This is a genomic window from Brenneria rubrifaciens (assembly GCF_005484945.1).
GTDB lineage: Bacteria > Pseudomonadota > Gammaproteobacteria > Enterobacterales > Enterobacteriaceae > Brenneria > Brenneria rubrifaciens.
Genome location: NZ_CP034035.1, coordinates 1,288,294 through 1,313,540, shown reverse-complemented (window position 1 = coordinate 1,313,540; position 25,247 = coordinate 1,288,294). Strand labels below are relative to the sequence as shown.

Below are 25,247 nucleotides of genomic sequence, written 5' to 3'. Positions count from 1 at the left end.
AAAATGGCGAAAAACGGCCAACTATCTTGGCGTTGACACTGGATCTGGACGGTGAATTTACGCCACCGGAAACCAATCATTACCCTGCCCTGCCGCTTAAAAAGCTGCCTGAATTGTTATCCCGGACAAACAGTTACTCCGGCAGGTTGCTGACCCAATATGCCCTTAAGCTGTCGCTGCTGTTTTTCGTGCACTCCAGCGAACTGCGCTTTGCCCGCTGGTGTGAAATCGACTGGCAGCAGAAATTATGGATAATCCCGGAAACGCGGGAACCGATCGAAAACGTGCGTTTTTCTCACCGTGGCACAAAAATGAAAACTCAGCAAATTGTTCCACTATCCAATCAGGCTATTACCATCCTAAAGCAGATTGAAACGCTCTCGGGCCATCTGGCATTTATTTTCCCCGGCGAATACGGTCAGGATAAGTGCATAAGCGACAATACCGTTAACAAGGCTCTGCGCGTGATGGGCTACGATACCCAAAAAGACGTCTGCGGCCACGGCTTCCGAGCGATGGCGTGTGCGGCGCTGAGTGAGTCGGGATGATGGACGAACGAAGCGATTGAAAAACAAATGAGCCATCAGGAAAGAAACAGCGTTCGTGCTGCCTATATTCACAAGGCTGAATATCTGGAAGAGCGGATCAAGATGATGTAGTGGTGGGCGGATTATCTGGATGCGAATCTCGACGGGTATATTTTACCTTATCGGTATGCCAGCGATCTGAAAAAAGCATCGTAATAAAAGTACAACGCTTTATTTTTCCTTCAATTAATGGAAAGCCTGCCCTTTGCCCCTATTCAGGGGCAAAGTTAGTAACATGCGTCATGTAACTGTGGTTTCACAAATACAATTGGAATGATCATTTTGTTAGCGTTCTTCACCTTCTGTGCAGAAACGATATGAACCTGAAAAATCCGCTCTGCCAGATCAATTCCGATAATTTGTTCCATGGGACGCCTCTTCATTTTGCAGTGGGTCGCACTAGCAGAATGGCTCACTATGCCGGTATGGAGAAGAGTCTATCCCATTATGGACGCAATGACGGCACCACGACCGATTGCGGACACAGCCAGAGTGTGTCCCTTAACCTCCTTGAATACCAAAAAGTGCTGTAGAAATCATTTCCGAAATGTGATTTTTCGTTGAATATTGAGCGTTTTTGGGGCGATTTTTATCGCCTAAAAGCATTTTTTGCACAGTTATACCAATGCTGATATGTACAAAAACAGTTACGAGACACACCCTAAATAGTTATTTAATTCTGTAGGATCCTTAAACTTCATAAAACCAAACAATTTCAATGATCGCAGCTATAAACAATCGAGAGTTAAACAAACAAATCTAAACATACAAGTTAAAATATTGACACACATCAAATATTAGTGGATTAATTAAAATTTATCAATATTTATTGATTTACATCAAATCAATGAACGGAAAAAATTGACCATAACAAAACTATGGTCTTTGATCAAAAAATAAACAAATCAATAATGACCATTAATTTGTACAATCAGTCTTATGAGGAGGGGTTATGGATATGTTAAAAGGAATGCCCGACTTTTTTAATATGGAAAATATTACAAGATTGGGGGAGCGAGAATTAGACTTTTTAATGATAAACGTCCCACCTGTTTGTAATTATGATTGTGAAAAGTGTTTTACTTCAGCAGCTAAGAAGAATCCAGAAAAATTTTTGAGCACAAAAGAAGTTAAATATTTAATAGACGCAGCTGAGGAAAAGGGTATACAGTGTGTCTGTATTTTAGGAGAGGGCGAGCCTCTTTTATTTATAGATAAAATGGTCAAGGAAGTTAATTACAGAGAGATAATTAAACATATAAGTGAGAAAAATATCATTACTCTTATTGCTACAAATGGATTATTGCTAAACAGAAAAATTGTTGACTTTTTTTATGAAAATAATGTTAGCATTGCCATAAGTCTAGATACATTAAATAGCGAAGAATATAAAAACTTTTATAGAGGTTCAGCAAATCTAAACAAAGTTATAAAAAATATAGAATATGCTCGCAAAATATATCGACAAGATATAAAAAAAATAAATGGAAACATTATAAAAAGGCTTTGCATTCATATGACTGTAACATCAAAAAATTATATGAATATACCTAAAATAATTGAGTTGTGCGGTGATGATATATATTTTGATTGTGAACATATAGCTCAAATTGGTGTTGCCAATGAAAATCCAGAGATCTATGAAGAATATCAATCATGTATTGATGCTTGTAATAGTGTAAAAAAAGCAATGGTGAGAACTTATGTACCCCAAATTAATGGGGACGCATGTTGCTATCTTTATTATGGCTTTGCTGTTACTCATGATGGTGAAGTTCTTGTAGATACACACGCTCTTGATACAAAATATCGAATCGGAAATATAAGGGATCACAGTTTAAATAGTTTATTAAAAGAAGCAAGAAATCTGAGAGATATATACTTTGAAAAGTATGATTGTCATTACTGTATCATTAGAAGTAATAAGTATAAAAAATATGTTAATGAGCAGATAAGAATACCAATGGCAACATTATAATGTTGGAATAAAGATATGATCAGTTCAGTACAAATACATTTAACCAACAGGTGCAATAGATGCTGTTCACATTGCCTTTTTCTGTCAAATCGGCTTACTATCCCAGAGTTATCACCTGCAGATTGGATAAATTTTTTTGCCAAGAATTCGTCATATATATCCCCACGATGCAATGTAAACATATTTGGTGGAGAGCCTTTTTTATATAAAAAAATTTATGATTTAATTTATTTTTTAAACAAAAAAAAGCTGGATATTGGCATAACAACGAATGCTTCAGCAAGGATAGACAAAATCTATAGATCTATATCTTTAGGTGTCAAGCGTATTTCTGTAGATATAAGCTCTACCGAGATAATGATTCATGATCAATTAAAACCAAAAACCTTTACTAACACTCTTTATTTATTAAAATCTCTAGAAAATAGTCCTGTAAATGTCTATATAAACATAGTCATTCATCGCGATAACTATAGTCATATTGAAAAAATCCTTGATTTTATTAATAAGTATAAGGTGGATAACGTTTCTATATATAGCTTAACTGAGATTGGCCAGGCAAAACATTCTAAATATAAAATGGTCAATCAAAAAATATGGGGAATATTAAAACAAAGAGTTAAAAATTGGTTGATTTTAAATAATCCAACCTTCAGTCTTGTATGGGAAAATAGTTATCTCGATCATCCACTAAAGAAAAATTATAAGCTATGTGCAAAAGCATCGACGCATAGTATCGACATTCGGGCTGATGGTAATGTCTATTTTTGTTGTCTGTTAATGGCTGAACACATTTCAGAGCAAAAAAATAATAATAGTTTACTTCTAGGTAACATTATCAGTGATTCACTAGAAGAAATAATTGAAAGGAGAGAGAACTTAGTTATAGAAAAGAGCGAATTATGTCCAGTAATAAGAAAACTTCCAATTAGTGAAAATAAAAAGAGAAACTTTTGGTGCCCGTATGACTGGGAGTTCATGTCGATAGGATGTAAAGGAAATATTGGGTATATGGGAGGATGAGTCATGGATACTTATTCAAATGAAGATCGGTTAAGCAGAGTTTTTTTAAAAAAAAATAAACTCGCCATCATTTCGATTACTAATCGATGTAATTTACATTGTATTTATTGCCGACCTCTTGGGGAAGAAAACTGGTATGATAAACTATCAAAATTTAGCAATAAAAACGAAAAATTAAAAAATATAAGTTTGCTTTTAAATGATGATATCATCGAAGTAATGTTATCCGGTGGAGAACCACTAGCCGCAAAAAACATTATCACACTGGCATTAGATCTGAAAAAAAATGGTAAATTTATATCCATCCATACAAATGGCGTACATCATAAAGCATCTGAAATTTTAGCATCACTGTATAATGAGAAAATAAATCTAAATTTTCATGTTTCTTCAGAACTATTAGAAGAACATCAAACTACATTAAGACAATGTAAAATGCCCTATGCTTTTATTGAAAAAGCAGCTAAAGAATATGGTTTTAAAGTTGAATTAAAGGTTATTCTTCATTCTTTACTCACCACACATGTTGAAAATTTTCACAAGATCATTGATGACTGGTTAAACCATGGTGTCTCTCAGATACGTTTTCAACCCATAGTACAAACAGGTAATATTCCTACCGAATTAATCTTACAAACTAAAGATAGCATTATAATTCAAAAACTATTAGAACTAAAGCAAAATGAAAGGTATAAAAATAAAATTAGAAATTCAAATGATTCCCTTGAAACAATTTTAAAAGTAATTAATAAAAAAGAAAATAAAATTTATAAAAAATGTGACATGCATGAAAAAATAATTTTCATAAATTATAACGGAGATGTAATTAATTGTGCCACGATGTGGGGAAAAAATATAAATTGCTGTAATCATACATTTGATTTTGTCTGCTGCGGCTTTACCTCATAAGGAGGAAAATTGTGAACAATTACATGATAGATGACACTTATTTTGAAAGTAAATATAAAATCATAATGAAAGCCTACTTGGCAAGACTGATATGGCTTGTGTGTTATAGTAGAAATCACTCACCTTTACATGAGAATGTAAACAAACTAAATACTGAGTTAATAAAAATAACCGATCCTATATCTGATACCGAGTATAAATCCTTTAACCAATGGTCAGTGATTACCAGAAAAATAATTTCCAATATTAAAGAAAAAGGGATTGATAATTTTTTACAATGGGAGTGCATCAAAGAAACCATGGGTGAAGAAAATTCATCTTTTTTATATAAAGAATATAAATATTTAAAGAATAATAAATTATGGAAAGAAATAAAGGACAATATAACCTATCCGAAGGTAGGCAACCCACTTCCTTTTCTAGGAAATATAAAACTAACGGGGGCGATAGTGCATCATAGCTACTGCCTAGTGAAATTTTTAGATAAAAGCAATCTCAAAATTAATGAGATTGACAATATATTCGAATTTGGCGGTGGATATGGAAATATGTGTAAAACAATTCATGAAATAGGGTTTACTGGCTCATATCATATATTCGATTTAGAGGTCATGAGTGCTATTCAACAGTATTTTTTAAATAGCCATAGATTAAATAAAGTTTTATTATTTCATGATCCAGACAAATGGGAATCAGTTTTAAACACCATATCGGGTTATAAAAAAAATCTTTTTATCTCAACATGGTCTTTGAGTGAGTGTCCATTATATATAAGGAAAATCACACGTGACCATTTACATCTATTCAAATATTTTTTGGTCGGATTTCAAGAGGAATTTGGAGAGACGAACAATATCCTTTATTTCAATGAAATAAAGGATAATCTAGAACAGGTAGAATGGTTTGAAGAAATTATGCCAATGCTACCAAAACATCATCTACTAATAGGCTACTGAATTTCATGGTAAATATTTCCGCAAAAAATCTATGCTTTGGAACTATGACCTTTGGTAATAAGGGAATTTTCAGCAGAATTGGTTCTAATCAAACTAATAATTCTATCGAATTAGTTCGTCTCTTTTATGACGCTGGAATAAGAAGGTTTGACACTGCCTATGGATATTCAGATGGAGCTTCTGAGCATATGTTAGGCAATGCACTTAAATCATATAGTAATGTTTATATCTGTTCAAAAGTTAGTAAGTCAATTAATGGTAATAAATCAATCGACCTATCATATAGAAACATAATTAACTCATGTATGATGTCTTTAAAAAACCTTAAAGTTGACAGAATAAATTTATTCTTATTACATGGGTTTGATTCTTCAGTTAATATTGCAGAATCAATATCTGCGCTAGAATGGCTTTGCGATCATCAAATGATAGCTGAATATGGCGTAAGTAATTTCACTGGATATCAACTAGCACAAGCTATAGAACTAGGTACAGAACGTTTTACATCAGTGCAGTATAAATGCTCTTTTTTGGAACGAAATTACACTTGGGATATGTTAGACTTAGTCATCAGGAAAAGAATTCACTTTTATGGTTATTCGATTTTAGGCGGAGGATTACTTACAGGTAAATATATTCATTGTCCAACTAATGATAGATATAGATTCAATCGCCTTGGCATAAAAATAGAAGATGATTTTATAAAAAAAACAAAAAAACTTTACAATTTAGCGCAAGCAATCAATATACCGATTGAGAAACTTGCTATCCAGTCAGTAATGGCCGATCTTGATTATATTATCATTGGAGCATCCAATATAAAACAGGCCGAATATTTATTGGAGATTTTATTAAATGAATAATATTGAAAAATATGACACGTGGTCTTCTCTATATAGCAATCAGCCATTTAACCCTTTAATGGAATCAGAACATATAATTTTAAAACGTAAACTACAAACATGTTGTTTAAATCGTTCAATTATAGATGCCGCTTGCGGCGCTGGTCGTATTTCAAAACTATGTATTGAATATGGTGCAAAAAAAATACTTGCTTTTGATTATTCTAATTCGATGATTGAAAAATGTAAAAAAATAAACAAACATTCCAAGTTGAAAGTAATTCATGGTAACATTTTGAATATTCCTCTAGCTGATAGCTCCTTTGATATTTTAGTATCATCTCTTGCTATCGGCCATGTAAATAGTTTATTTAAAGTTTTATCTGAGGCCAAAAGAGTTGTTAAAAAAGATGGAGAAATCATTATTAGTGATTTTCACCCAATTCGTGCTTCATGTGGATTCACTAGGGGATTTATAATGAATAAAACATATATTAAGTTAGAACACTTTATACATGATATAAGCAGTTGGATACATTGCTGTAATCAACTCAATTTGAAAATCGTAGATATTCAAGAAGGATTCATTGATGAAAAACACCATAATTACGAACAATGGCGTAATGATCCTGACATTTCCAGCAAAGATAAGTTTGAATTAGCTTTCAAAATTCCAAGTGTATGGGTGATACATGCAAGAAATAAATAGAAACAATAACATTTCATTTGTTATTAGCGCACTTAATAAGTGTAAACTAAAAGCTCTTGAAGGTATTAAAAAAGGAGAAAATCCTTTTGGTGCCTGTGTGATTGTTGATAAAGAAATAATTACTTGCACGTACGATCTCGCCATGAGAAATAATAATCCCGCTGATCATGCAGAAGTCGTAGCCATTTATACTGCTTTAAGAAAATTAGACGTTAACCAATTCCCAAAAGGGGCGATACTAATATCAACTTGCGAACCGTGTCCAATTTGCATGACAGTTGCTCAATTAGCTGGTATTGAATATATATACTATGGAATGAGTGTAACTACAGGAAAAAAAAGAGGATATTTGAAGTATAGTATCCCTTCTTCAGGATTTGCCAGCCAGCTAGGGAGTAATATTAAGATTGTAAGTCTTGAAAAAAAATGTTCTACAGAAGAATTAATTGATTTCTGGGAATCCCGTAATGATAGTTAACAATAAAACATTTTTAGTTTATATAATTAAATAACTTTTCAAAATAGTAGATCACTGAACTATTACGGAGAAACTGATGAGGACGACTGACACAGATATCAGAACAGATAGCGTTGAACTGTTGTGTGCATGAAACAATGACCAAGGTCACTGGTTTTATCTGTATCTCATTAAAGATGTGTTCAGTTCGAAAATCATAAATTATTAAGTGCATAAAAATGAAGAAACAATCATACCAATTTGCGCCAAAGATCAAAAAATACTGGAAAAGTAGACATTTTTGGTAGTACCTTTATCTATCTATAAAGCGTAACAAAAGAGTATTGATTTTATCAAAATATTGAAAAAACAACAAATTAAAAACATAAAGATAGGAGGGAATGTGACAACTATAGAACAACTTGTAAATTGTGGTAAGAAGGATATTTCTAAAGCCACTTCGTTACAAGAGCTAAAAGAATTCCATATCAAGTACTTAGGTAAAAAAGGATTGTTTACATCAAAAGCCAAAGAATTACCATCTTTTCCCCCGGAAGAACGTCCTGTGATTGGTAGCCTAATAAATGAGGCAAAAAAAGAATTACAGAAAATATTTGAAAAAAAACGAAAGGAATTAGAAACAAAAAAAATTGATGCTCTTATTACAGATGAAATTATTGATGTGTCACTCCCTGGAAGAGGAATAGAAAGTGGAGGACTACATCCAGTAACCCGAACAATTGAACGAATTAAAGATTTTTTTATTGAAATGGGATTTACTGTGGCCCAAGGGCCAGAAATTGAAGATGGATTCCATTGCTTTGACGCTTTAAATATGCCAAAATATCATCCCGCTCGTGATTCTCAAGATACATTTTATTTTAATCCGGAGGTTATGTTACGTCCGCATACATCAAGCGTACAAATAAGAACAATGGAAACTCAATCCCCTCCGTTGAGACTTATTGCCCCCGGACGAGTATACCGAAACGATTATGATATGACTCACACGCCAATGTTCCATCAGATAGAAGGACTATTTATTGATCATGGTGTCAGCTTTGCGCAACTAAAGGGAATACTTCATTCATTCCTCTATAATTTTTTTGAAGAAGAATTACAAATTAGATTTCGTCCCTCATTCTTCCCATTTGTAGAACCTGGGGCTGAAGTCGATGTAATGGGGAAAAATGGTAAATGGTTAGAAGTATTGGGATGTGGAATGGTGCATCCAAAGGTTTTACAAGCTGTCAAAATTGATCCTGAAGAATACTCTGGATTTGCATTTGGTATGGGCGTAGAGAGACTGACAATGCTACGTTATGGTGTTAATGATTTACGTCCTTTTTTTGAAAATGACATTCGTTTTCTTCATCAATTTAAATAGCCCAAATATATATACAGGTCCATCAGTATTTTACTTGAGATTATTGGGCCTGTTATTTTTTTTGAACACCCCATCTTTATTTAATTATAGTTTTTCATTCCTCTTTTTGATTTGTGTCATTGATATTTTCTCTGGTTGCGGTAGGGGTGGCAGTTACCTGCCCCCCGCCCAGATCCGTACGTGCGGAACTACCACATACGGCTCCTGCCTCGTAAACGTCTGGCGAACTCATATTGCCGGTAGCTGTCAACGAAGTTGTCACCCTTAATGAGTAGTTTTTAGGCGGCTTTTTCTGATGCCAGTTGTGGCTTATCTGGATTCAACATCACCACGCCTACACGTTGCCATTGGCGGCATTGCCTTGACCATCGACCCGGTCTGGCTTTCCTCGCTGCTTCATATCGGTAGCGTCGAGTAGCCCAAGGGAACCGCCCCCTCAGGCTCGCACAGAACCGTACGTGAATCTCTCGATTCATATGGTTTTTCTTATCCAACTGCCTTTGTATAGATAAATGCCCAGTGCGCAAACAATTTAGGACATTGCCCTCTTATCTGTTTGAGCCAGTTCCATGAACGTCGTTTGTGTCCACGCAACCGTTTGTATTTGTTACGGGCCCATCGCCCCAGATGCAGATCTATTCTGACCAAGGCTCGGGACAATATTTCCGGGTAAAATTTTCCGTAATACGTTATCCACCCTCGCACCCGGGAATTGATCCGTTTCGCCAAGTGGCCTAGATCCATCCCGGTTGCCCTGGCGATTTTCATACCGCGTAATACTTCACCCATCCGTTTGAGCGCTTTCCTGCTCACACCCGGATTAAATCCGCTAAACAACTTCCCCTGCCGATCCTGTACGGTCCGGGCATGGAAGCTGAATCCCAGAAAATCAAATCGGGTATGCTCGGCATCGCCGGTTCGACGTCCATCTTTGCAATACACCAGCCGCGTCTTTTCCGGATGAAGTTGCAACCGACAGGCGGTCAATCTCGCCTGTAAGGCTTCGAGCAACGCTTTTCCTTCAGATTCGGTGCGGCAATGGCAGACAATATCATCGGCATAACGCTCGAACGGCACCTGTGGAAAATGTTTATTCATCCAGCTATCAAATGCATAATGCAAGTAGAGGTTGGCTAATATCGGCGAAATGACTCCGCCTTGTGGCGTTCCACGAACGCGTGGCTGACATTGTCCGTCAGCTACTATCACCGGGCACGCCAGCCATTGTCTGATATACAGTCGTATCCAGCTTTCAGGGATATGCTTTTCAACGGCACGCATCATCAAATCATGGTCGAGAGTATCAAAGAACGCTTTCATATCCATATCCGGCACCCAGTCGTATCGCCAACAATGCCGTCGCGTCTGCTCCACTGCGTGGTGGGCACTTCGTTGTGGACGATATCCAAATGAGCTGGGATGAAAAAGCTGTTCCAGCCTCGCTTCCACTATCAACTTGACCGTCATTTGCGCCACCCGATCGCCTACGGTAGGGATCCCCAGAGGCCTGAACTCGCCGGCTCCTTTTGGGATCAATACCTGACGAACCGGGGATGGCATATAACTCCCCGAACTCATCCGGTTCCATAACTTATACAAATTGGTTCCCAGCCGTTCCCCGAAGGCGGTGATGCTTTCCTTATCAACGCCTGGCGCACCTTTATTGGCGGCCACGCATTTCCACGCTTCCCACAGAGTACGTTTGGGTATATCAAAGGGTTTTGTTGACAAGCAAGGTTCATCCTGATGCACAGTTGTCCTAACTTTTCAACGGGATAGGGTCATGCCTTCGCTCCAATACCATTACAGTACCTTTCTCACTACTACGCATGACTCCGTCTCTGTATTCCGCATCGGTACTCAGATCCTCCACAGGTTCGCTGCTTGAATCGCTCCCTTAGCATCGGAATGACAGATTCTCCTGTTCCATACTTGTGCCTGAATGATCGTCACGCCACCTCCGTGCCGGATACCGTCAGACCCGCACTTCAGGTATCGGTCTGACTTATCCCAGAGCGTTGACAAGACCCTAGTTCTGATATCGGTTGCAATTATCGACATGTCTTCAGTGGTTCACTTGCGTTCGTCTCAATCATTCTTACCTAACGGAGTCTTGCTCCGCCTTTTCCCATGGCGCTCACCACACACGCTCTTTACGTATGCAGCCCAAGGTGGTTTGGGATCACCGCCTGATCGGCGAACCCGAAGGGCCTACCCTCATCACAAATACAGCATGGTAAAACTTCATCCAGAAGATCTACCTTCAGGACACACTGCCAACTACCTTGACACTTACCGGTATCGTTCTGGCGCAGCCAAAAAGCATACGCCGGAGACCATTTGTGTTTTCAAATCAGGGGGGATGTATGGGGAAATTAGGCGGGGAGATGAAGGCGCTGCCGAAAAACGGCGGCGGCAGCCACAAAACGGTGAACGATCGCATTCATATCGTGCAGCGTTTCAGCTACCATTTACGGGCGCTAAATATCCAGCGGGTGGCGCAGATTAAGGTTCGCCACATTGAAAGCTATATTAATGAAAGGCTGGCGCAGGAGATCGGCAAACGCACGCTACAGAATGACATGGCTTCACTGCGCGCTGTGCTGCAACAGGCGGGTCGCAGGCAACTGGCAGAGCACGAGCGGCTGACCAACAACGCATTAGGACTGTCCGGCGCATCACGCAACGGTACGCGACAGGCGATTACGCCGGAACACTACCTCCATGTGCTGGAAACGGCCCGAATGAAAGATCCGGGGCTGGCCGCGGTTCTGGAACTGGCACGGGTAATGGGCCTGCGTTCACAGGAAGCGGTGCAAAGCGCTCAGTCGCTGAACACATGGAAACACCGTTGAACGCGGCGACACGCGCCTAACCATTGTTTTTGGCACCAAAGGCGGACGGCCCCGCGAAACGGTGATTCTGGATGCCGGCGCAGTCAGAAAGGCGCTGGATAATGCGTTAACTGTAGCAGAAAGCCGTAACAACAGGCTGATTGACAAACCGGATCTGAAAAGCGCGATGAACTACTGGTACGGTCAGGCGTCGCGTATCGGCTTGACCGGCGCATATTCCCCTCATTCTCTACGCTACGCATGGGCGCAGGACGCCATTCGTCATTATCTGGCACAGGGTTTTAGCAGAAAAGAGACGCTGGCAATGGTAGCGATGGATTTGGGGCATGGCGACGGGCGGGGGCGGTATGTGGCGCAGGTTTACGGGTCGAGGTAATGAGAGATATGTTCAATTTTACTTTTATTCCAGTTAGTAGAATAATCACAGACGTGTTTTTTTAAACAGGAAATTATGATGGGAATACTTCCTCAAGTTTATCCAACGCATCAGCAAGAAACCGATAGTTTTAGAAAAATAGAATCAATAATCCCATCTGAAATGTTTATTCTTCGTAAAGAAAGTGGCGGCGATTATGGTGTTGATTGCATTATTGAAATTATCGAGAATGGTTTTGCTACAAACATTAGGAGTCATATTCAATTAAAAAGTAAAAAAAATCAAGTTATCGATTCTGATGGTTATTTTAAGTACTCTGTACCGATCAAAACCATTAACTATCTATCGAATGCTCTTAGCTCTATATTTTTTATTTATTCCATAAGTGAAAATATTGTTTATTGGGAGTGGAACTCCATAATTTTAGAAAAAGCGAATCAAAATAAAAAATTCGGAGCAAAAAGCTTTAAATACTCTTTTCATAAAATCCTTGATAAAAAAAGTATCGATGAAATTTATTTCACTATAAAAAACAATAATGAAATAATCATTAACTTAGGGTTAAATTCTTTAGAGAGAGGTATGTTAGAAAACCTGATTACTGAGGAAGTTAGTTATGACTTGTTATTGAATTTTTTCAAAGAAAAAGATTATAATTCCATTATAGGAAAACTGAAAAATAAGAAAGATCTTACATTAGGGGAAGTCAGTTTATTATCGTTAAGTTATTATAACTTACATCAGTATGATAAATCCTTAATGACTATTCTTCTGTTTGAAAATAAGGGATTAAAAAACAATCACCTTTTGAGAATTAAGGCCTGTATATTCTGTGAGAAAGGCATAAAAGAAAAGAACCTCAATATTGTCAAAGATGCGAAAAGAATTCATAAAGAAGCATTACATGGTAAATGTTGGGATTGGTTAGACTACTATAACTATGCGAATATGGATTTGGCGCTCGGTAATTTCAAGGATGCCATACATAATTATAATAAATCGTTAAAGATAAATCCGAAAGATGAAAAGACGTGGAAAAATCTGGCACAATGTTACTATGAAATAGGTAATAATAAAAAAGCATTTTCGTGTCTTGAACAGGCGTTAAGTATTAATCCTGAGCTAATTGAAGCTATTCTCACTAAAGCAGGAATGATCCGCGACATAAAAAAAGCCCCTCTTGATACAATAGATTTATATGATCAGGCAATGAGTATTGCTGTCCAAACAGGTTTTGACATGAGATCTATATTTTATCAGAAATCTCTATCTTTTTATCAAGGGGATAGAATATTTGACGCTATAGATACAATTCAAAATGGACTCATATATTTTCCAGGAGAATTTTATCTCACAAATCTCAAGCTATCAATTCTAGCCCATAGATGGTCAATTGACACTACGTTAGCAGAAATGGCAATTCAAGAATTTACACAACAGATTGAAGAACATCCACTTGATATTGAAGCAAAAAAAATACTAGCTGAAATTTTCCTGAAAAAGAATGACAATGCGAAATTAGAAGAAATTATAAAGTCATGTCTGGAACAATACGAGTTACCATACAATTTAGATGAATTAATTGAGCATGACATCGAGTCAATATTTATTTTCATTAAGAATATTGATAAAATACATAATTATAGAAAGAGTAGTAACTTATGCGGTGAGTTATTCTCCACCTATGAGTTAAGTATAAGTCATGCTAATGAGATTCAGTTTCATTTTGATATTCTATATGCTGACCTGTATACAAAAATAGAGAAAAAATTAAATAAGAAAAATTTCTTGAGTATTCTTGATAAACATCTTTTAGTTGGAATTAAAATTTCTAAAGCCGTCTCCCGAATACTATCAAAAGATCAATCGGTCAAAATAAAAAACAAAGAAGAAATTGCAAATAACATTGCTTACTTAATCGCATCTATTCCTGAAATTACGATAGGTGAAATATCAAGACAAATTGGACATGCCTCTGGAGTACTCGGATATGATTCTTCACTTTTAGATAAAAATATTAATATTTCAAATAAAATCAGCAATTGGTTTAATCTTTCTCTTGAGCCAATATTAAATGGAGCAAATGAGATCTATAGAGTATTTAAAGAGTAAAATGGATTAGTTGTTATTCAATTTTGACATATTCTATATCAAGGTATGGATAAATCTGGTGCTCGGTAGAAGAGATGCCATTTTAGGGTTGTGTAGTAATGGTGAAAATCATTGCTAATGTATTAATGAACAGGAAACAGGTTGACATATCTACTCTCCGTCATCTATTTCGTTCAAGTAATGAGCCAGAACATCACCATGACATGCATATGGCTTACAATGGCATCCTAGCGTATGACCCCTGAGATTTTTTAGTTTTTCCTTAAAATCGTTTCCACCTTTGAGAAAATTACGCTCAAAGTCATACTTAAACTTTCTAATCACTTCATCGCGATCACCATCATGGCCGATTGCATAAGGGTTTCCCCATAATGTTCCACGGCCAATATATGTGTCAAAATGCTCACCTTTATCTTTATTAGACACAAAGGTTATCTTATCTTCAATATAACGGACTGGAATTTTTTCGGATAAAACTTCGTGTGGAGTTGAGAATACGGGTTTAGTCGTTGAATCAAATATTATTGCATGAGTTGGTTCAACAGAAAACGGATCAGAAAGGGCATCAGCACTAAGCTTGATTAATACATCAGACTGAAAATAGCCATTTATTAGTTTATGGTGATCTTCAAAATACAGAACTTTATAATCACTTGACTTAGAAAAAATCCGAGTAAGCTTACGTTCAAACTTTCCCTTCGATGCAAAGTCAGGATGATACATTATCAATACTCTCATCATAGCAAGTGCTTAACCTCAAAATCAGTATCCCAATGGCTATTAAGATATTCTATCACAAGCCGACGATGGCAGTGGTGGGGTTTGTGTTCACTGCATAGTAAGCAGCTATCTTCAATCAATGATTTATCAATTCTTTCTATATTCCTTTTCCCCATTAAATTCATAAAGTTATCCTCATAAACCTCCCATGAAACATCCCCTTTTTTATACGGATTTAACATCTCTTTTGTCGGTGCTAAATCTGGGATATGAGCGTAGCCGACTGTACATATTTCTTTCAGGAAGTATTTAAGATCGTTTTTCTTGGCGAAGCCAGCAAGTTGGGAGACATTATTTAGTCTTACATCAACTAATGTTTTTATCGGTTGTGATTTAATTAAATTAAAAAATCTTTCTGCTGATTTTTCAGTGAATCCAATTGAATAAACTTTCATAATTAATCCTATTAAGTTACTTTATAATAGCGGTAATAAATTTATAACAATATTCATCTGTATGAGGTGCAGTACTAAAAGTAATATAGCAATCACCAAAATCATAGGTGTCTTCTTTCTGTTGCCCATAGGCAGAGTATATTTTTGGATCAGTTATAATCAGCCCATAATTAATACCATTATAGGTAAAAAAACCTCTAAATCGCTTTAAATCATTACCAAAATCAATACATTCTCTTTTTACTCGAATCTTAAGATTACATACATTGACAAAATAAAGAGATTGCATTGGTCTTTTAACTAAAGCTATAGGGAATCTGTCATTTTCACCATTATATGATGAAAAATTATTATACCAGAGATTTTGTGGGTTATCTAAAAGTTGATTGATATTAAGTTTATTAAATACACCAGATTTCCTCCAATAAAAGGACGTGTCTATTGAGTAGTTTTCACATTGAATTTCATGCGGAGTTTTTTTAAGATAACTAAAAGAAGTAATATGGAAAAGTTCAGGGCGCTGGTTATTAGAATATTCAATATCATTGTAAGTTAATGCATCACTATTCGAGTCAGTAGCATTTACTGGACGTATCCACTCACCAATAGTCCCATTACTAAAACGTTTTCCTGCTATGCAAAATTTTTTATGTTTAATTGATTTTGCTAGTACTATAAATGTAATTAATGGCATGATAACTACCTCTGCGTAAATTAGAATAATCTTATAAATCCACTAAAAAGAATTGTCAATAAATTCAAAATGTTATGTTATAACATATAATTTAGAGAATTTTGCTGAGAGGTGAGTTTAGATATTTACCAATATCTACATTTGGCACTGAACTACCTATCATATTTTAATTGTAGCTAAATAACTTCACATAATACCTCTCCACTTTTGGGAATGTCTGTAGCACAAAGCTTCAAAGGTGTTTCATCCACAAATGGCCGCCGGATAAGACTTGGGCGTTAAGCTCGGTAACCAGCAAAACGCACTACGTTCATACAGTGAACTGATATTTTTCGAAACTAGAATCCCAATCTAAAATATGACAGACATCACATTTCAAAGCAGCGATAATGTTTGGGGCCTTAATGAGGGCTTCATTTCAATTTAAAAAATTAAATTCATTTAAGTTCAACTAGATATATGAGATGCAGCATCCAGTCAGAGGAGCCATTTTCCTGTTTTCATGCATCCTTGCGAATCCCTATTTATACATTGATTCAACAGGTTGGCGTGAAAATCCTTCCCGATGCGTTTCTAGTTTTCCCTCCGCATCGGGAAAAAATGGTGGTCAGATTTGGGGTCAAGTTGGTTCGATGACGGAGTGACCCCCAAATGTCTCTTAACGACTCAAAAATCCGCAACTTAAAATCATCCGCTAAACCCTTCAAAGTTTCCGATTCTCACGGCCTGTACCTTTTAATCAATCCAGGCGGTTCACGTCTCTGGTATCTCAAATATCGTATCGACGGCAAAGAGTCCCGCCTCAGTTTAGGCGCTTATCCTAATGTATCGCTGACCGACGCCCGGCAACAACGCGATGGCATCCGCAAGATGCTGGCGCAGAATATCAACCCGGCGCAACAGCGTGCCGCTGAGCAGGCGGCGCGTTCACCGGTTAAGCATTTCAAGACCGTGGCGCTGGGCTGGCATAAAAGCAATAAAACATGGTCGGAGAACCATGCCGCCCGCCTGCTTGCCAGCCTGAACAATCACGTTTTCCCGGCGATGGGTCATCAGCCGATAACGGAACTCAAAACCCGGCACTTCACCGTCCTGCTGAAAGGTATCGAAGAAAAAGGCCTGCTGGAGGTGGCGTCCCGTACCCGACAGCACCTGTGCAATATTATGCGTTACGCAGTTCAACAAGGATGGGTGGAAAATAATCCGGCGCTGAATCTGGTCGGCGTAACGGCTCCGCCGGTCAGGCGCCATTATCCGGCCCTGCCGCTGGAGTGTCTGCCGGAATTGCTGGAACGCATTGAAGGCTATCGGCAAGGCCGGGAGTTAACCCGGCTGGCGGTACTGCTCACCCTGCACCTGTTTATCCGTTCCAGCGAACTGCGTTTCGCAAGGTGGAGTGAAATTGATTTCAAAAACAGAATCTGGACCATTCCCGCTACCCGCGACGCTATTGCCGGCGTCCGCTACTCCGGGCGTGGCGCGAAAATGCGTACGCCGCATATCGTGCCGCTGTCCAGGCAAGCCATCGATATACTGAAGCAGATTCAAGCGATTTCAGGCCATCTGGAACTGGTGTTTCCCGGCGACCATAACCCGTATAAACCCATGTGCGAAAACACAGTCAACAAAGCATTGCGACTAATGGGCTATGACACCAAAAAGGATGTCTGCGGTCACGGATTCCGCGCAATGGCGTGTAGCGCATTAATGGAGTCAGAGCGTTGGTCGCAAGATGCCGTTGAGCGCCAGATGAGTCATCAGGAACGCAATAGCGTGCGGGCGGCCTATATCCACAAAGCCGCCCATCTTGAAGCCCGCAAAGCGATGATGCAGTGGTGGTCGGATTATCTGGGTGCATGTAAGGAAAATTATGTACCGCCGTATATCTGGAGCCAAGAAAATAACCATCAGGCGGCCTGAATCAATAATGGCGTGACAGATAAATAATATATAAGCAGTATCTGTCAAATCAGATACTGCTTTTTATATGTGCCTGAGTAATGACCCGGTTAGGCCCAAAATAACTATTACGGACAGCTGGCTTAAATCACGCAGCGCAAAAAAATGTGGTTTTTCTCGGGCGGGCTATGCAGGAGGTTCATTCGTGACAAGGTGTAAAGTAATCAGGCCAGCGTCGACCCCAGATTCATTCGTGCGATCCTGAGCAACTGAGCCGGTTCTGCGCCGGTCTGGGCGAGCACCCGCAGGCCCGAGACCACGGTGACAATCAGTGTAGCCACATCCTCTGGCAAGGATTCGGGGCGCACGCTGCCGTCGGCTTGCCCAACTTTCGCGGCCTGAGCCAAGAGAGAAAGACGGCGATTCAGGTCATGGTCCAGGATCGTTTGCACCCGGCGATCACTCAGCCGTATATCCGGCGACATTAACGTGTGCACAGTCATACACCCAGCCGCACGCCCCTCCTTGCGAGCCTCCCGCTCCTCGTCAATAACCATCTCGACGATCCGCCACAACCGCGTACCGCCATTAAGTTCAGCATTAGTGAGTACCGCTTCCTGCCGTAGCGTTACGACTTCGACGTATCGACGCAGGGCTTGCACGAACAGCTCTTCCTTCGAGGTGAAGGCATTGTACAAACTGCTACGGCGCACGCCAGCGACTTCGCACAGCCGCTCTGTAGAAGTGTCAGCGAAACCATGAACACGGAACTCTGCCGCCGCAAAGTCCAGTACCGTCTCTGTATCGAATGAACGTGGTCTACCCATGACGTGATATTAGCATATTCTGTATAGTAATATACAGAACTCGTACTCAGCGATCGTATCCAACAGGGGCCGCGCGAGAACGCAGACGGTCTATTAGGCTCGATGCTGGGCTGACGCCACCAGACTCGCCCGATACTGCCCTCATCGACATCAAATTTACCTCACTCAATCGTGGAACGTTTAGAGTTCATGGCGCTTAGGCGGGGGTGTTGGCCGGATGCCTACAGGACGGTCACACTCGTAAGCACTGACAGGCTCGATTCTTACAGTCGAAACTCGCATGGCGACTTAAAGATACTCCAGTGCCTGGGCCCTGGGCATAGAACCAGGTGATCTCCGACCAGAACTTCGCCGTCGAGCCATCCGAGTTCGAGAGTGCAGCTACCGCTGCATTGCACGTTGCCGGACTTAGGCACCTCATGCAGTCGAGGCAGCGGCTTTGCCCCCATGTGCGCAGACTACAGTCACGAGAATCACTGGAGGCGTAGGACATCTCGCCGTCCAGTTCCCCCTCAAAGCTATGAGTGCCCAATCCTACAGCCTTCGTTACATATCATCTGGCACAACGTCCGGCCCCGACTTAACACTCGCCAAAAAGTCAGGATGATTCAGACACGTTGCTTTTTCTGGATTACAAAGTACAATAAAATTGTTTTTGTATTTTAAAGTACAATACTAAGCAAATATGAGGGCTCTGGTTTTACCAAAGGTGGGACCGGTACTGCGAAACAACATCAAGTTGATCGGAGAAGCCAATGACATTGCAGGACTATCGCGTCCAAACAGACGCTGAGCTAAGCACACGAGTAGTCGACTATCGTAATCACCGTGAGATCGAGCAGTTGATTACTCACGGGTGGAGGTACGTTGGGGGCCAATGCTGGGTGACCTCTTCTCCTGAAAGCGAAGAATCCGACTCCACTGGACGTAAGACTTTTCTGCCACGTCTGTCGGAGTCCTGTATATGCGGTGATGGTTTGGTCCTGACCTATCCGGTTCTAGAAGATATTACCGGCCTGTATGCGAACGAGTTTGACGACGAGGTCCAGCGCCACTCTATCTTTCCACCAGCTTCCTCGGCAGCGCTGGAATCAAGGATCGTCGGGGCATATGCGGGCTGGCGACTCGGAGATTCGACGTTCTTGGTCGGGCGTCGCGATTTCAACGGTGTGGCTTTGACGACATTGTCGGTCCGTCGTCTGGGTCCGCCTGGCGTTCTGGATGTCGGATACTCGACGATGAGCGCCTATCGCGGAAACGGTTACGCTGCACACACCCTGAGGCTATTTACTCAGTGGGTCTTCAACGCTTTCAGCGTCCAGAGAATCGAACTGGGCATCAAGCCGGGCAACGCTGCCTCCGTGTCTACCGCACTCAAGGCAGGGTACCACTTAGAGTCCGTTCGCCGTTCCCGATTGCGCAACGCTGATGGGTCTTTCGACGACGAGCACTCGTATGTAGCGCTCAAGGATGATCATATCCGTGCCTGGAGGTACCAGCCATGAGTCACCTAACGGGCAACAATGTCAGCGAATTCGCCTACTCCGCACCGGGAGAAATTCTTGAGCCCAATGACGTGCTTGAGGTTCAACAAATAATTAAGTCTCGTTCCAGTGGTCTGAAGCGACCGCTGCGAGTGGTATCCAGTGGTTACAACTGGGGACTGGGCTCAGCCTCAACCCCCGGCCCCGTGACCGATATCATCAGTCTGTACCGTCTTAAATCGATCCGGGAGATTGCGGAAGATCGAGGGTATGCCGTCATCGAGGCTGGGGTCACTCAGGAGCAACTGAGCACAGCCTTACTGGGAAGCTGCTGCTACTTGAACTGTACGGCATCCAGCGCCAAGACCTCAGTCATCGGCAACATCATGGATCGAGGCGTTGGATTGCACGGACAGCGAACCCAAGACTTGCTCGGAATCGAGGTTGTCCTACCCGACGGTCGAATAGGTACAGTCGGATGGTGGCCCGGCGTTGGGTCTCTAGCCGCCAATCCTTTGGGACTCGGCCCATCGGCCCTCCACTTGTTCACCCAGTCAAATTTTGGCGTCGTGACTGCTGCCTCCGTGCGCCTGCGGCCTCGGCCATCACGGCGGAAAGTTATCACCTTTACGGTTGAGCCAGGGACCATTCGTACGGTCGTCGACCACGTGAGAGAACTCGTGCGCGATGGCGTACTCAGCGGGGTCACAAAAATCTACGACCACGAATCGAGTGCACTCTATGGCGCGCGGGAGGCACGGATCGCTATCCACACTTGCATTGATGGCCCCGTCCCCATTACTGAAGCAAAGCTTGATGTGATGTGGCGCACCCTGGCGGATGTCGACCCACAACGAGTGTCGGATGACTTCGTTACCAATGATCCGTTGATGTCGGCTGTCGCGCGTCTCTATGACGGAGACACGCGCAGCAGCGAGATTATCGTCCGCAACGCGTTGAACGCCTCCACTGAGGAGGCCGACGAACATGGCAGCGGCTGGATTTTTGCTTTGCCTTTCGTCCCGATGCGAGGAGACGACGTCGAGAAAGCGATCCAGATCGTCCGCGACGGAGTCACCGGGACCACTATCCGCGCGGGTACAACCGTCAACGTACTCGACCATGACACTGTCGATCTCGTAGTCGCCATATCTTTCCACCGCGACACGCAAGGCACCGCAGCGGCTCATGCGGCTTTCGATCACATCGTTGCTGCACTAGTCACCGCTGGCTATGTGCCCTACCGGGTGGATACCCGACATGAACGCGCCGATTACGCCGACGCGGGCAGAGGACTTGACGCCGTCATCGTCGAACAAGTCAAACGCCTGCTTGATCCCCAAGGTGTGCTCGCTCCCAGCCGCTACATGGCAGATTCGCGCATTGTTGATACAGAAACTTCTTGCAAGCCCGAACGCGGGGTCGACGGGAGAACGAATGCAACGTGGAAATCGGGAGATGACTCACGATGAAAGACGTTAATCAACTAATGACGACTGCAAGTACCCAACCGGGCCAAGGAGGAAACGCATGTTAGACACGATCCTACGGCAACAAGACGACTACTTCTTCGCTGGTGACGAACGTCTGGCTTCAATCCTGGCATGGATTCGGAACTATGCCGACATGCTACGTATCTATGGACGCGAAGCGCGACTCCATGCACGCCTCTCATCGGCTTGTGTGGAACTGTTGCGCGCCGGCGGGTTGTTTGAAGTGGTCAACTAAAACTGGCCACCGCTTTAGAGTTTTTCCAGTATCGGTTTTCCGATTCGTTTGGTGGTAACCCACCGTTATATTCGTGTGGCCTGAACGTACTGTAATACCCAACGATATAGTCCGTTATTGCACTGTTAGCATCGCTGAAGCTTGTGTAACCAGTCACCGGCAACCACTCGTTCTTCAGGCTTCTGAAGAAGCGCTCCATCGGACTATTATCCCAGCAGTTTCCACGACGACTCATACTCTGCCTGATCCGATACCGCCACAGTGACTGCCGGAACTGCCTGCTTGTGTAATGGCTGCCCTGATCGCTGTGGAACATCACCCCGGCTGGTTTGCCGCGAACTTCCCACGCCATTTCTAGCGCTTTGATGGTCAGCCTGCTGTCCGGTGAGAACGACATTGCCCAGCCCACCGGTTTCCTCGCGAACAGGTCGAGAACAACGGCAAGGTATGCCCAGCGCTTACCTGTCCAGATATACGTCACGTCGCCGCACCACACCTGATTAGGCTCTGTCACTGCGAACTGACGCTCAAGGTGATTCGGGATAGCGATGTGTTCATGGCCACCGCGTTTATACCGATGGATGGGCTGCTGACAACTGACCAGCCCCAGCTCTTTCATGAGTCTGCCGGCAAGCCAGCGCCCCATCAGGAAGCCTCTGAGCGTTGCCATTGCGGCGATACTCCTTGCCCCGGCTGAGCCATGACTAATGTTGTATAGTTCCTGAACCTGACTGCGTAACTCTGTATGCTTTCTGTCCGGCTTATCAGGACGGCATTTCCAGTATTTATAGCTGCTGCGGTGAACCCCAAATACGTGACAGAGTGTAGCCACGGGATAACGCGCCCTGAGTTTTCCGATTAACGAGAACTGTTCAGGGAGTCTGACATCAAGAGCGCGGTAGCCTTTTTTAATATTTCATTTTCCATTTCAATACGTTGTAGTTTTTTCTTCAACTCACGTATTTCAATTTTCTCCGGGGTAATGGGGGAAGCTTTCGGTGTTTTTCCCTGTCGTTCATCCCGTAATTGTCTGACCCATCGGGTCATTGTTGAAAGGCCAATATCCATGGCTTTTGCTGCTTCAGCAACGGTGTAGCTCTGCTCGACAACCAACTGAGCTGCTTCACGTTTGAACTCTGCACTAAAATTTCTTTTTTTCATTGGAGCACCTGTGTTGTTCTGAGGTGAGCATATCACCTCTGTTCAGGTGGCCAAATTCAGTGTGCCACTTCAGTCCACGCAGCTGAAAATAACGTCAGCATCAGCAACCGCTAATACCGCTTCCCTATCTAATATTGAGCTGTGGATCGCAGTCGCTACGTTTTCTCCACGTATCCTGCTAACAGCAACGGCAAACATCTCAACCTTAGATACATTGTGTGAGGCATCTTCTTGCGTAGCGTTCAGGATCCGGTTGAGATTCTTCTTTTCAATATGATCATCGTCAACGAGTAATATTTTACCAAAACCCAGGCGGGTTACCTGCTCCGCGACAATTGAACCGGTACCTGAAACGCCTATAACCGCGGCGGTGAGATGACTAAAACACGAAGTCATTCCAGAGGTGAATGCAATGACTTCCTTTTGCGGCACTTCATCACCGGGCCGCCAGAGGCAGATGTCATCCCCCGGTACACTGACAAGGTCTACGTCTTGTACGTTGATACCTTCACTATAGAAACGGGCCCGTATTCTGCCATCAGGTATCATTATTGCAGAACCATGGAGTGCATTGACACCCTGATAAAGAGCAGGAATTGTGATGGCATCGCTCGCATCATCAAACTGTGAAAATTCAAAGAGGCCGCCTGGGTGTGAGTGAACCAAAATGATAGACATTGAAGCTGTTTCCGCAGCATCAATTGCTTTTTCTAGGTAAAGCCCTGGCCAGGAGATGAAATCATTTTTACGTGATTCGCATTCGTCGTCCGGCACTTGAATGATCTCTTTTACAAGCAGCTTAAGGCGGCTTCCTTCATTGCGATTACAGAGCAATATTGCAGCAGATTCCTTGCCGTCACCTGGGAAGAGGTGTTTATGAAGCTGCAGGTGAATACTTTCTGGTATCACCATATTTGAGTTTACGCTCACAGGCCCACCTCCTTAAGTAAACATCCGTTAGCCATGGCTAGCTGTGAAATGACGGAGTCAGTGTCCGGATCCCATGGACGATGGCGAGACCATCCCTGGAAAGTGTTCTGATCAATAACCGCTACAATTTGAGTCGCCGAGATTTCAGCGCCATTTGATAGTTTAAGTGCTGGGAAAACATAAAACATATCCAACAGGCTTATGGGATACCCCTCAGGGATAAGTAAAGCGAGTTGGATCTGTTTTTGGTTGTAGCCTTCAGGCAATACATAATCGTTTATGATGAGCCAGCGTGATTGTTCATTGACACACGTTTCCCACTGAAAACCCATCTCATTAAGATACTTCTCGTCATTGATGAGAAGTTCAAAATCGCGACGCAGAGCAACCGCAGCTTCACCGTTTGAAACATTGCGTGGAGTCAAACGCAGTTTCTCAACGCCTGGGGTTGTCAGATCAAGATGGTCGTTAATAGTTTTTTCCTCTTTAGGCCTCCCTTCAACATTGAAGAAGATATGCCAAGCCTGATCAGGATTTAGTCCTGCTCTCACAACGGCATCCCTGACGCTGATAATGGGGGTATCAAAAGAATAAACTTTACCCTGCACATTGAGCTTCCAGACCGGATCGCGGCTGATGAATCGCTCAACCCCTTCTGGCTCAAGCGAAACAAACTGATGCCCTTGGATCTCTTCATCAGCGGAATCCTCTTTTTCGAGTAATAGACGCTTTCCTTCTGCGACCTCTCCAAGCTTACGGACAGTGTGTCCCGTGATCTGATTAAACGGCCACTCCAAGCGTTCCCCATCAACGGAGAAGAAGTAGGTCCGGTCAGATATAACAACAATAAATTTATTATTGTCAGCCCCCGGACGAGCGAGTTCACCAGGACTGAGGCTTTCGAGTGTACCGTTAGCCAGCAACTGCAGGATCACAGGCAACTGGTCGGGTTTGTAACCCGCCGCAGCGCCAATCTGGTTACCAGTAAGAGTTAAATCATCGACATTCACCTGTCGGAACTGCAGGTCTTCACCAGCAATTTCAATGTAGTGATGTGGTTTACTGCTTAGAGTATCGAGAGAGTTCATGGGATTCAGTCTCATAGGATAGTTATCTCAATAACATCTGATAAACTTTAAGAGATTTATCAGATGCCAC

The 25,247-nt window shown here is 41.8% G+C and carries 22 protein-coding genes and 2 pseudogenes; 16 read left to right on the top strand and 8 right to left on the bottom strand.

All coding sequences use genetic code 11. The features are described from left to right. Positions 1-38 precede the first annotated feature (38 nt). The 10 genes and pseudogenes from EH207_RS06105 to EH207_RS18510 all read left to right on the top strand — a co-directional run. Positions 39-743: pseudogene (locus tag EH207_RS06105) on the top strand (tyrosine-type recombinase/integrase); the annotation flags it as partial. A gap of 796 nt (positions 744-1,539) precedes the next feature. Then, a complete protein-coding gene (locus tag EH207_RS06100) occupies positions 1,540-2,565 on the top strand; it encodes a radical SAM protein (RefSeq protein WP_137713186.1) in 1,026 nt (341 codons plus the stop codon). A 15-nt stretch (positions 2,566-2,580) separates the two neighbouring features. Then, on the top strand, positions 2,581-3,588 hold the full coding sequence (locus tag EH207_RS06095) for a radical SAM protein (protein ID WP_137713185.1): 1,008 nt from the start codon (positions 2,581-2,583) through the stop codon (positions 3,586-3,588). 3 nt (positions 3,589-3,591) lie between these two features. Beyond that, entirely contained in the window at positions 3,592-4,497 is a 906-nt protein-coding gene (locus EH207_RS06090; protein ID WP_137713184.1) for a radical SAM protein, read from the top strand. Between the two features lie 11 nt (positions 4,498-4,508). Next, on the top strand, positions 4,509-5,453 hold the full coding sequence (locus EH207_RS06085; protein WP_137713183.1) for a class I SAM-dependent methyltransferase: 945 nt from the start codon (positions 4,509-4,511) through the stop codon (positions 5,451-5,453). A gap of 5 nt (positions 5,454-5,458) precedes the next feature. After that, a complete protein-coding gene (locus EH207_RS06080) occupies positions 5,459-6,316 on the top strand; it encodes an aldo/keto reductase (RefSeq protein ID WP_137713182.1) in 858 nt (285 codons plus the stop codon). Beyond that, entirely contained in the window at positions 6,309-7,004 is a 696-nt protein-coding gene (locus EH207_RS06075; RefSeq protein WP_137713181.1) for a class I SAM-dependent methyltransferase, read from the top strand. Before EH207_RS06080 ends, EH207_RS06075 begins: the two co-directional genes overlap by 8 nt. Beyond that, a complete protein-coding gene (locus EH207_RS06070) occupies positions 6,988-7,482 on the top strand; it encodes a nucleoside deaminase (RefSeq protein WP_137713180.1) in 495 nt (164 codons plus the stop codon). The genes EH207_RS06075 and EH207_RS06070 overlap by 17 nt, the downstream gene beginning before the upstream one ends. 382 nt (positions 7,483-7,864) lie before the next feature. Further along, entirely contained in the window at positions 7,865-8,848 is a 984-nt protein-coding gene (gene pheS, locus EH207_RS06065) for a phenylalanine--tRNA ligase subunit alpha (protein WP_137713179.1), read from the top strand. Between the two features lie 295 nt (positions 8,849-9,143). Next, a complete protein-coding gene (locus EH207_RS18510; protein WP_281279156.1) occupies positions 9,144-9,266 on the top strand; it encodes a hypothetical protein in 123 nt (40 codons plus the stop codon). A 68-nt stretch (positions 9,267-9,334) separates the two neighbouring features. Here EH207_RS18510 and ltrA read toward each other — a convergent pair whose 3' ends face one another. Further along, positions 9,335-10,579: a group II intron reverse transcriptase/maturase gene (ltrA, locus tag EH207_RS06060; protein WP_137713178.1), complete on the bottom strand. Its 1,245-nt coding sequence runs from the start codon at positions 10,577-10,579 to the stop codon at positions 9,335-9,337. Between the two features lie 635 nt (positions 10,580-11,214). Here ltrA and EH207_RS06055 point away from each other — a divergent pair. Both EH207_RS06055 and EH207_RS06050 read left to right on the top strand, forming a co-directional pair. Further along, positions 11,215-12,079: pseudogene (locus EH207_RS06055) on the top strand (integrase domain-containing protein). A 75-nt stretch (positions 12,080-12,154) separates the two neighbouring features. Further along, on the top strand, positions 12,155-14,191 hold the full coding sequence (locus EH207_RS06050; protein WP_137713177.1) for a tetratricopeptide repeat protein: 2,037 nt from the start codon (positions 12,155-12,157) through the stop codon (positions 14,189-14,191). A 150-nt stretch (positions 14,192-14,341) separates the two neighbouring features. On the opposite strand, the gene EH207_RS06045 is transcribed toward EH207_RS06050, so the two are convergent. Genes EH207_RS06045 through EH207_RS06035 form a run of 3 tightly spaced genes read right to left on the bottom strand, consistent with a single transcriptional unit; the run spans position 14,342 to position 16,060 of the window. Next, positions 14,342-14,932 carry a DUF4326 domain-containing protein gene (locus tag EH207_RS06045; protein WP_137713176.1) on the bottom strand — a complete coding sequence of 197 codons (591 nt, stop codon included), beginning with the start codon at positions 14,930-14,932 and terminating at the stop codon, positions 14,342-14,344. Then, complete coding sequence (locus EH207_RS06040) at positions 14,929-15,366, bottom strand: DUF488 domain-containing protein (protein WP_137713175.1); 438 nt, start codon at positions 15,364-15,366, stop codon at positions 14,929-14,931. The genes EH207_RS06045 and EH207_RS06040 overlap by 4 nt, the downstream gene beginning before the upstream one ends. 16 nt (positions 15,367-15,382) lie before the next feature. Next, positions 15,383-16,060 carry a dual OB domain-containing protein gene (locus EH207_RS06035; protein ID WP_137713174.1) on the bottom strand — a complete coding sequence of 226 codons (678 nt, stop codon included), beginning with the start codon at positions 16,058-16,060 and terminating at the stop codon, positions 15,383-15,385. Between the two features lie 651 nt (positions 16,061-16,711). Between EH207_RS06035 and EH207_RS06030 the strand changes: the two genes are divergently transcribed. Beyond that, complete coding sequence (locus EH207_RS06030) at positions 16,712-17,980, top strand: tyrosine-type recombinase/integrase (RefSeq protein ID WP_137713173.1); 1,269 nt, start codon at positions 16,712-16,714, stop codon at positions 17,978-17,980. 203 nt (positions 17,981-18,183) lie between these two features. On the opposite strand, the gene EH207_RS06025 is transcribed toward EH207_RS06030, so the two are convergent. After that, positions 18,184-18,786, bottom strand: coding sequence for a TetR/AcrR family transcriptional regulator (locus tag EH207_RS06025; RefSeq protein ID WP_137713172.1), 603 nt, complete (start codon positions 18,784-18,786; stop codon positions 18,184-18,186). Between the two features lie 977 nt (positions 18,787-19,763). Between EH207_RS06025 and EH207_RS06020 the strand changes: the two genes are divergently transcribed. The 3 genes from EH207_RS06020 to EH207_RS06010 are packed head-to-tail and all read left to right on the top strand — an operon-like array spanning position 19,764 to position 21,998. Beyond that, positions 19,764-20,291, top strand: a complete 528-nt coding sequence (locus tag EH207_RS06020; RefSeq protein WP_175413649.1) for a GNAT family N-acetyltransferase — start codon at positions 19,764-19,766, stop codon at positions 20,289-20,291. Next, on the top strand, positions 20,288-21,742 hold the full coding sequence (locus tag EH207_RS06015) for an FAD-binding oxidoreductase (RefSeq protein WP_137713170.1): 1,455 nt from the start codon (positions 20,288-20,290) through the stop codon (positions 21,740-21,742). Before EH207_RS06020 ends, EH207_RS06015 begins: the two co-directional genes overlap by 4 nt. Before the next feature lie 58 nt (positions 21,743-21,800). Next, positions 21,801-21,998, top strand: a complete 198-nt coding sequence (locus EH207_RS06010; protein WP_137713169.1) for a hypothetical protein — start codon at positions 21,801-21,803, stop codon at positions 21,996-21,998. On the opposite strand, the gene EH207_RS06005 is transcribed toward EH207_RS06010, so the two are convergent. The 3 genes from EH207_RS06005 to EH207_RS05995 form a co-directional block, all read right to left on the bottom strand. Then, positions 21,991-23,159 (bottom strand): IS3 family transposase gene (locus tag EH207_RS06005; protein ID WP_137713168.1). Its coding sequence is split into 2 segments (ribosomal slippage): positions 21,991-22,910 and positions 22,910-23,159, totalling 1,170 coding nucleotides; the frame shifts between segments, so codons are not numbered across the junction. The genes EH207_RS06010 and EH207_RS06005 overlap by 8 nt on opposite strands. 69 nt (positions 23,160-23,228) lie before the next feature. After that, complete coding sequence (locus EH207_RS06000) at positions 23,229-24,089, bottom strand: ThiF family adenylyltransferase (RefSeq protein WP_137713167.1); 861 nt, start codon at positions 24,087-24,089, stop codon at positions 23,229-23,231. After that, positions 24,086-25,177, bottom strand: a complete 1,092-nt coding sequence (locus EH207_RS05995; RefSeq protein ID WP_137713166.1) for a multiubiquitin domain-containing protein — start codon at positions 25,175-25,177, stop codon at positions 24,086-24,088. Before EH207_RS05995 ends, EH207_RS06000 begins: the two co-directional genes overlap by 4 nt. Positions 25,178-25,247: the final 70 nt, after the last annotated feature.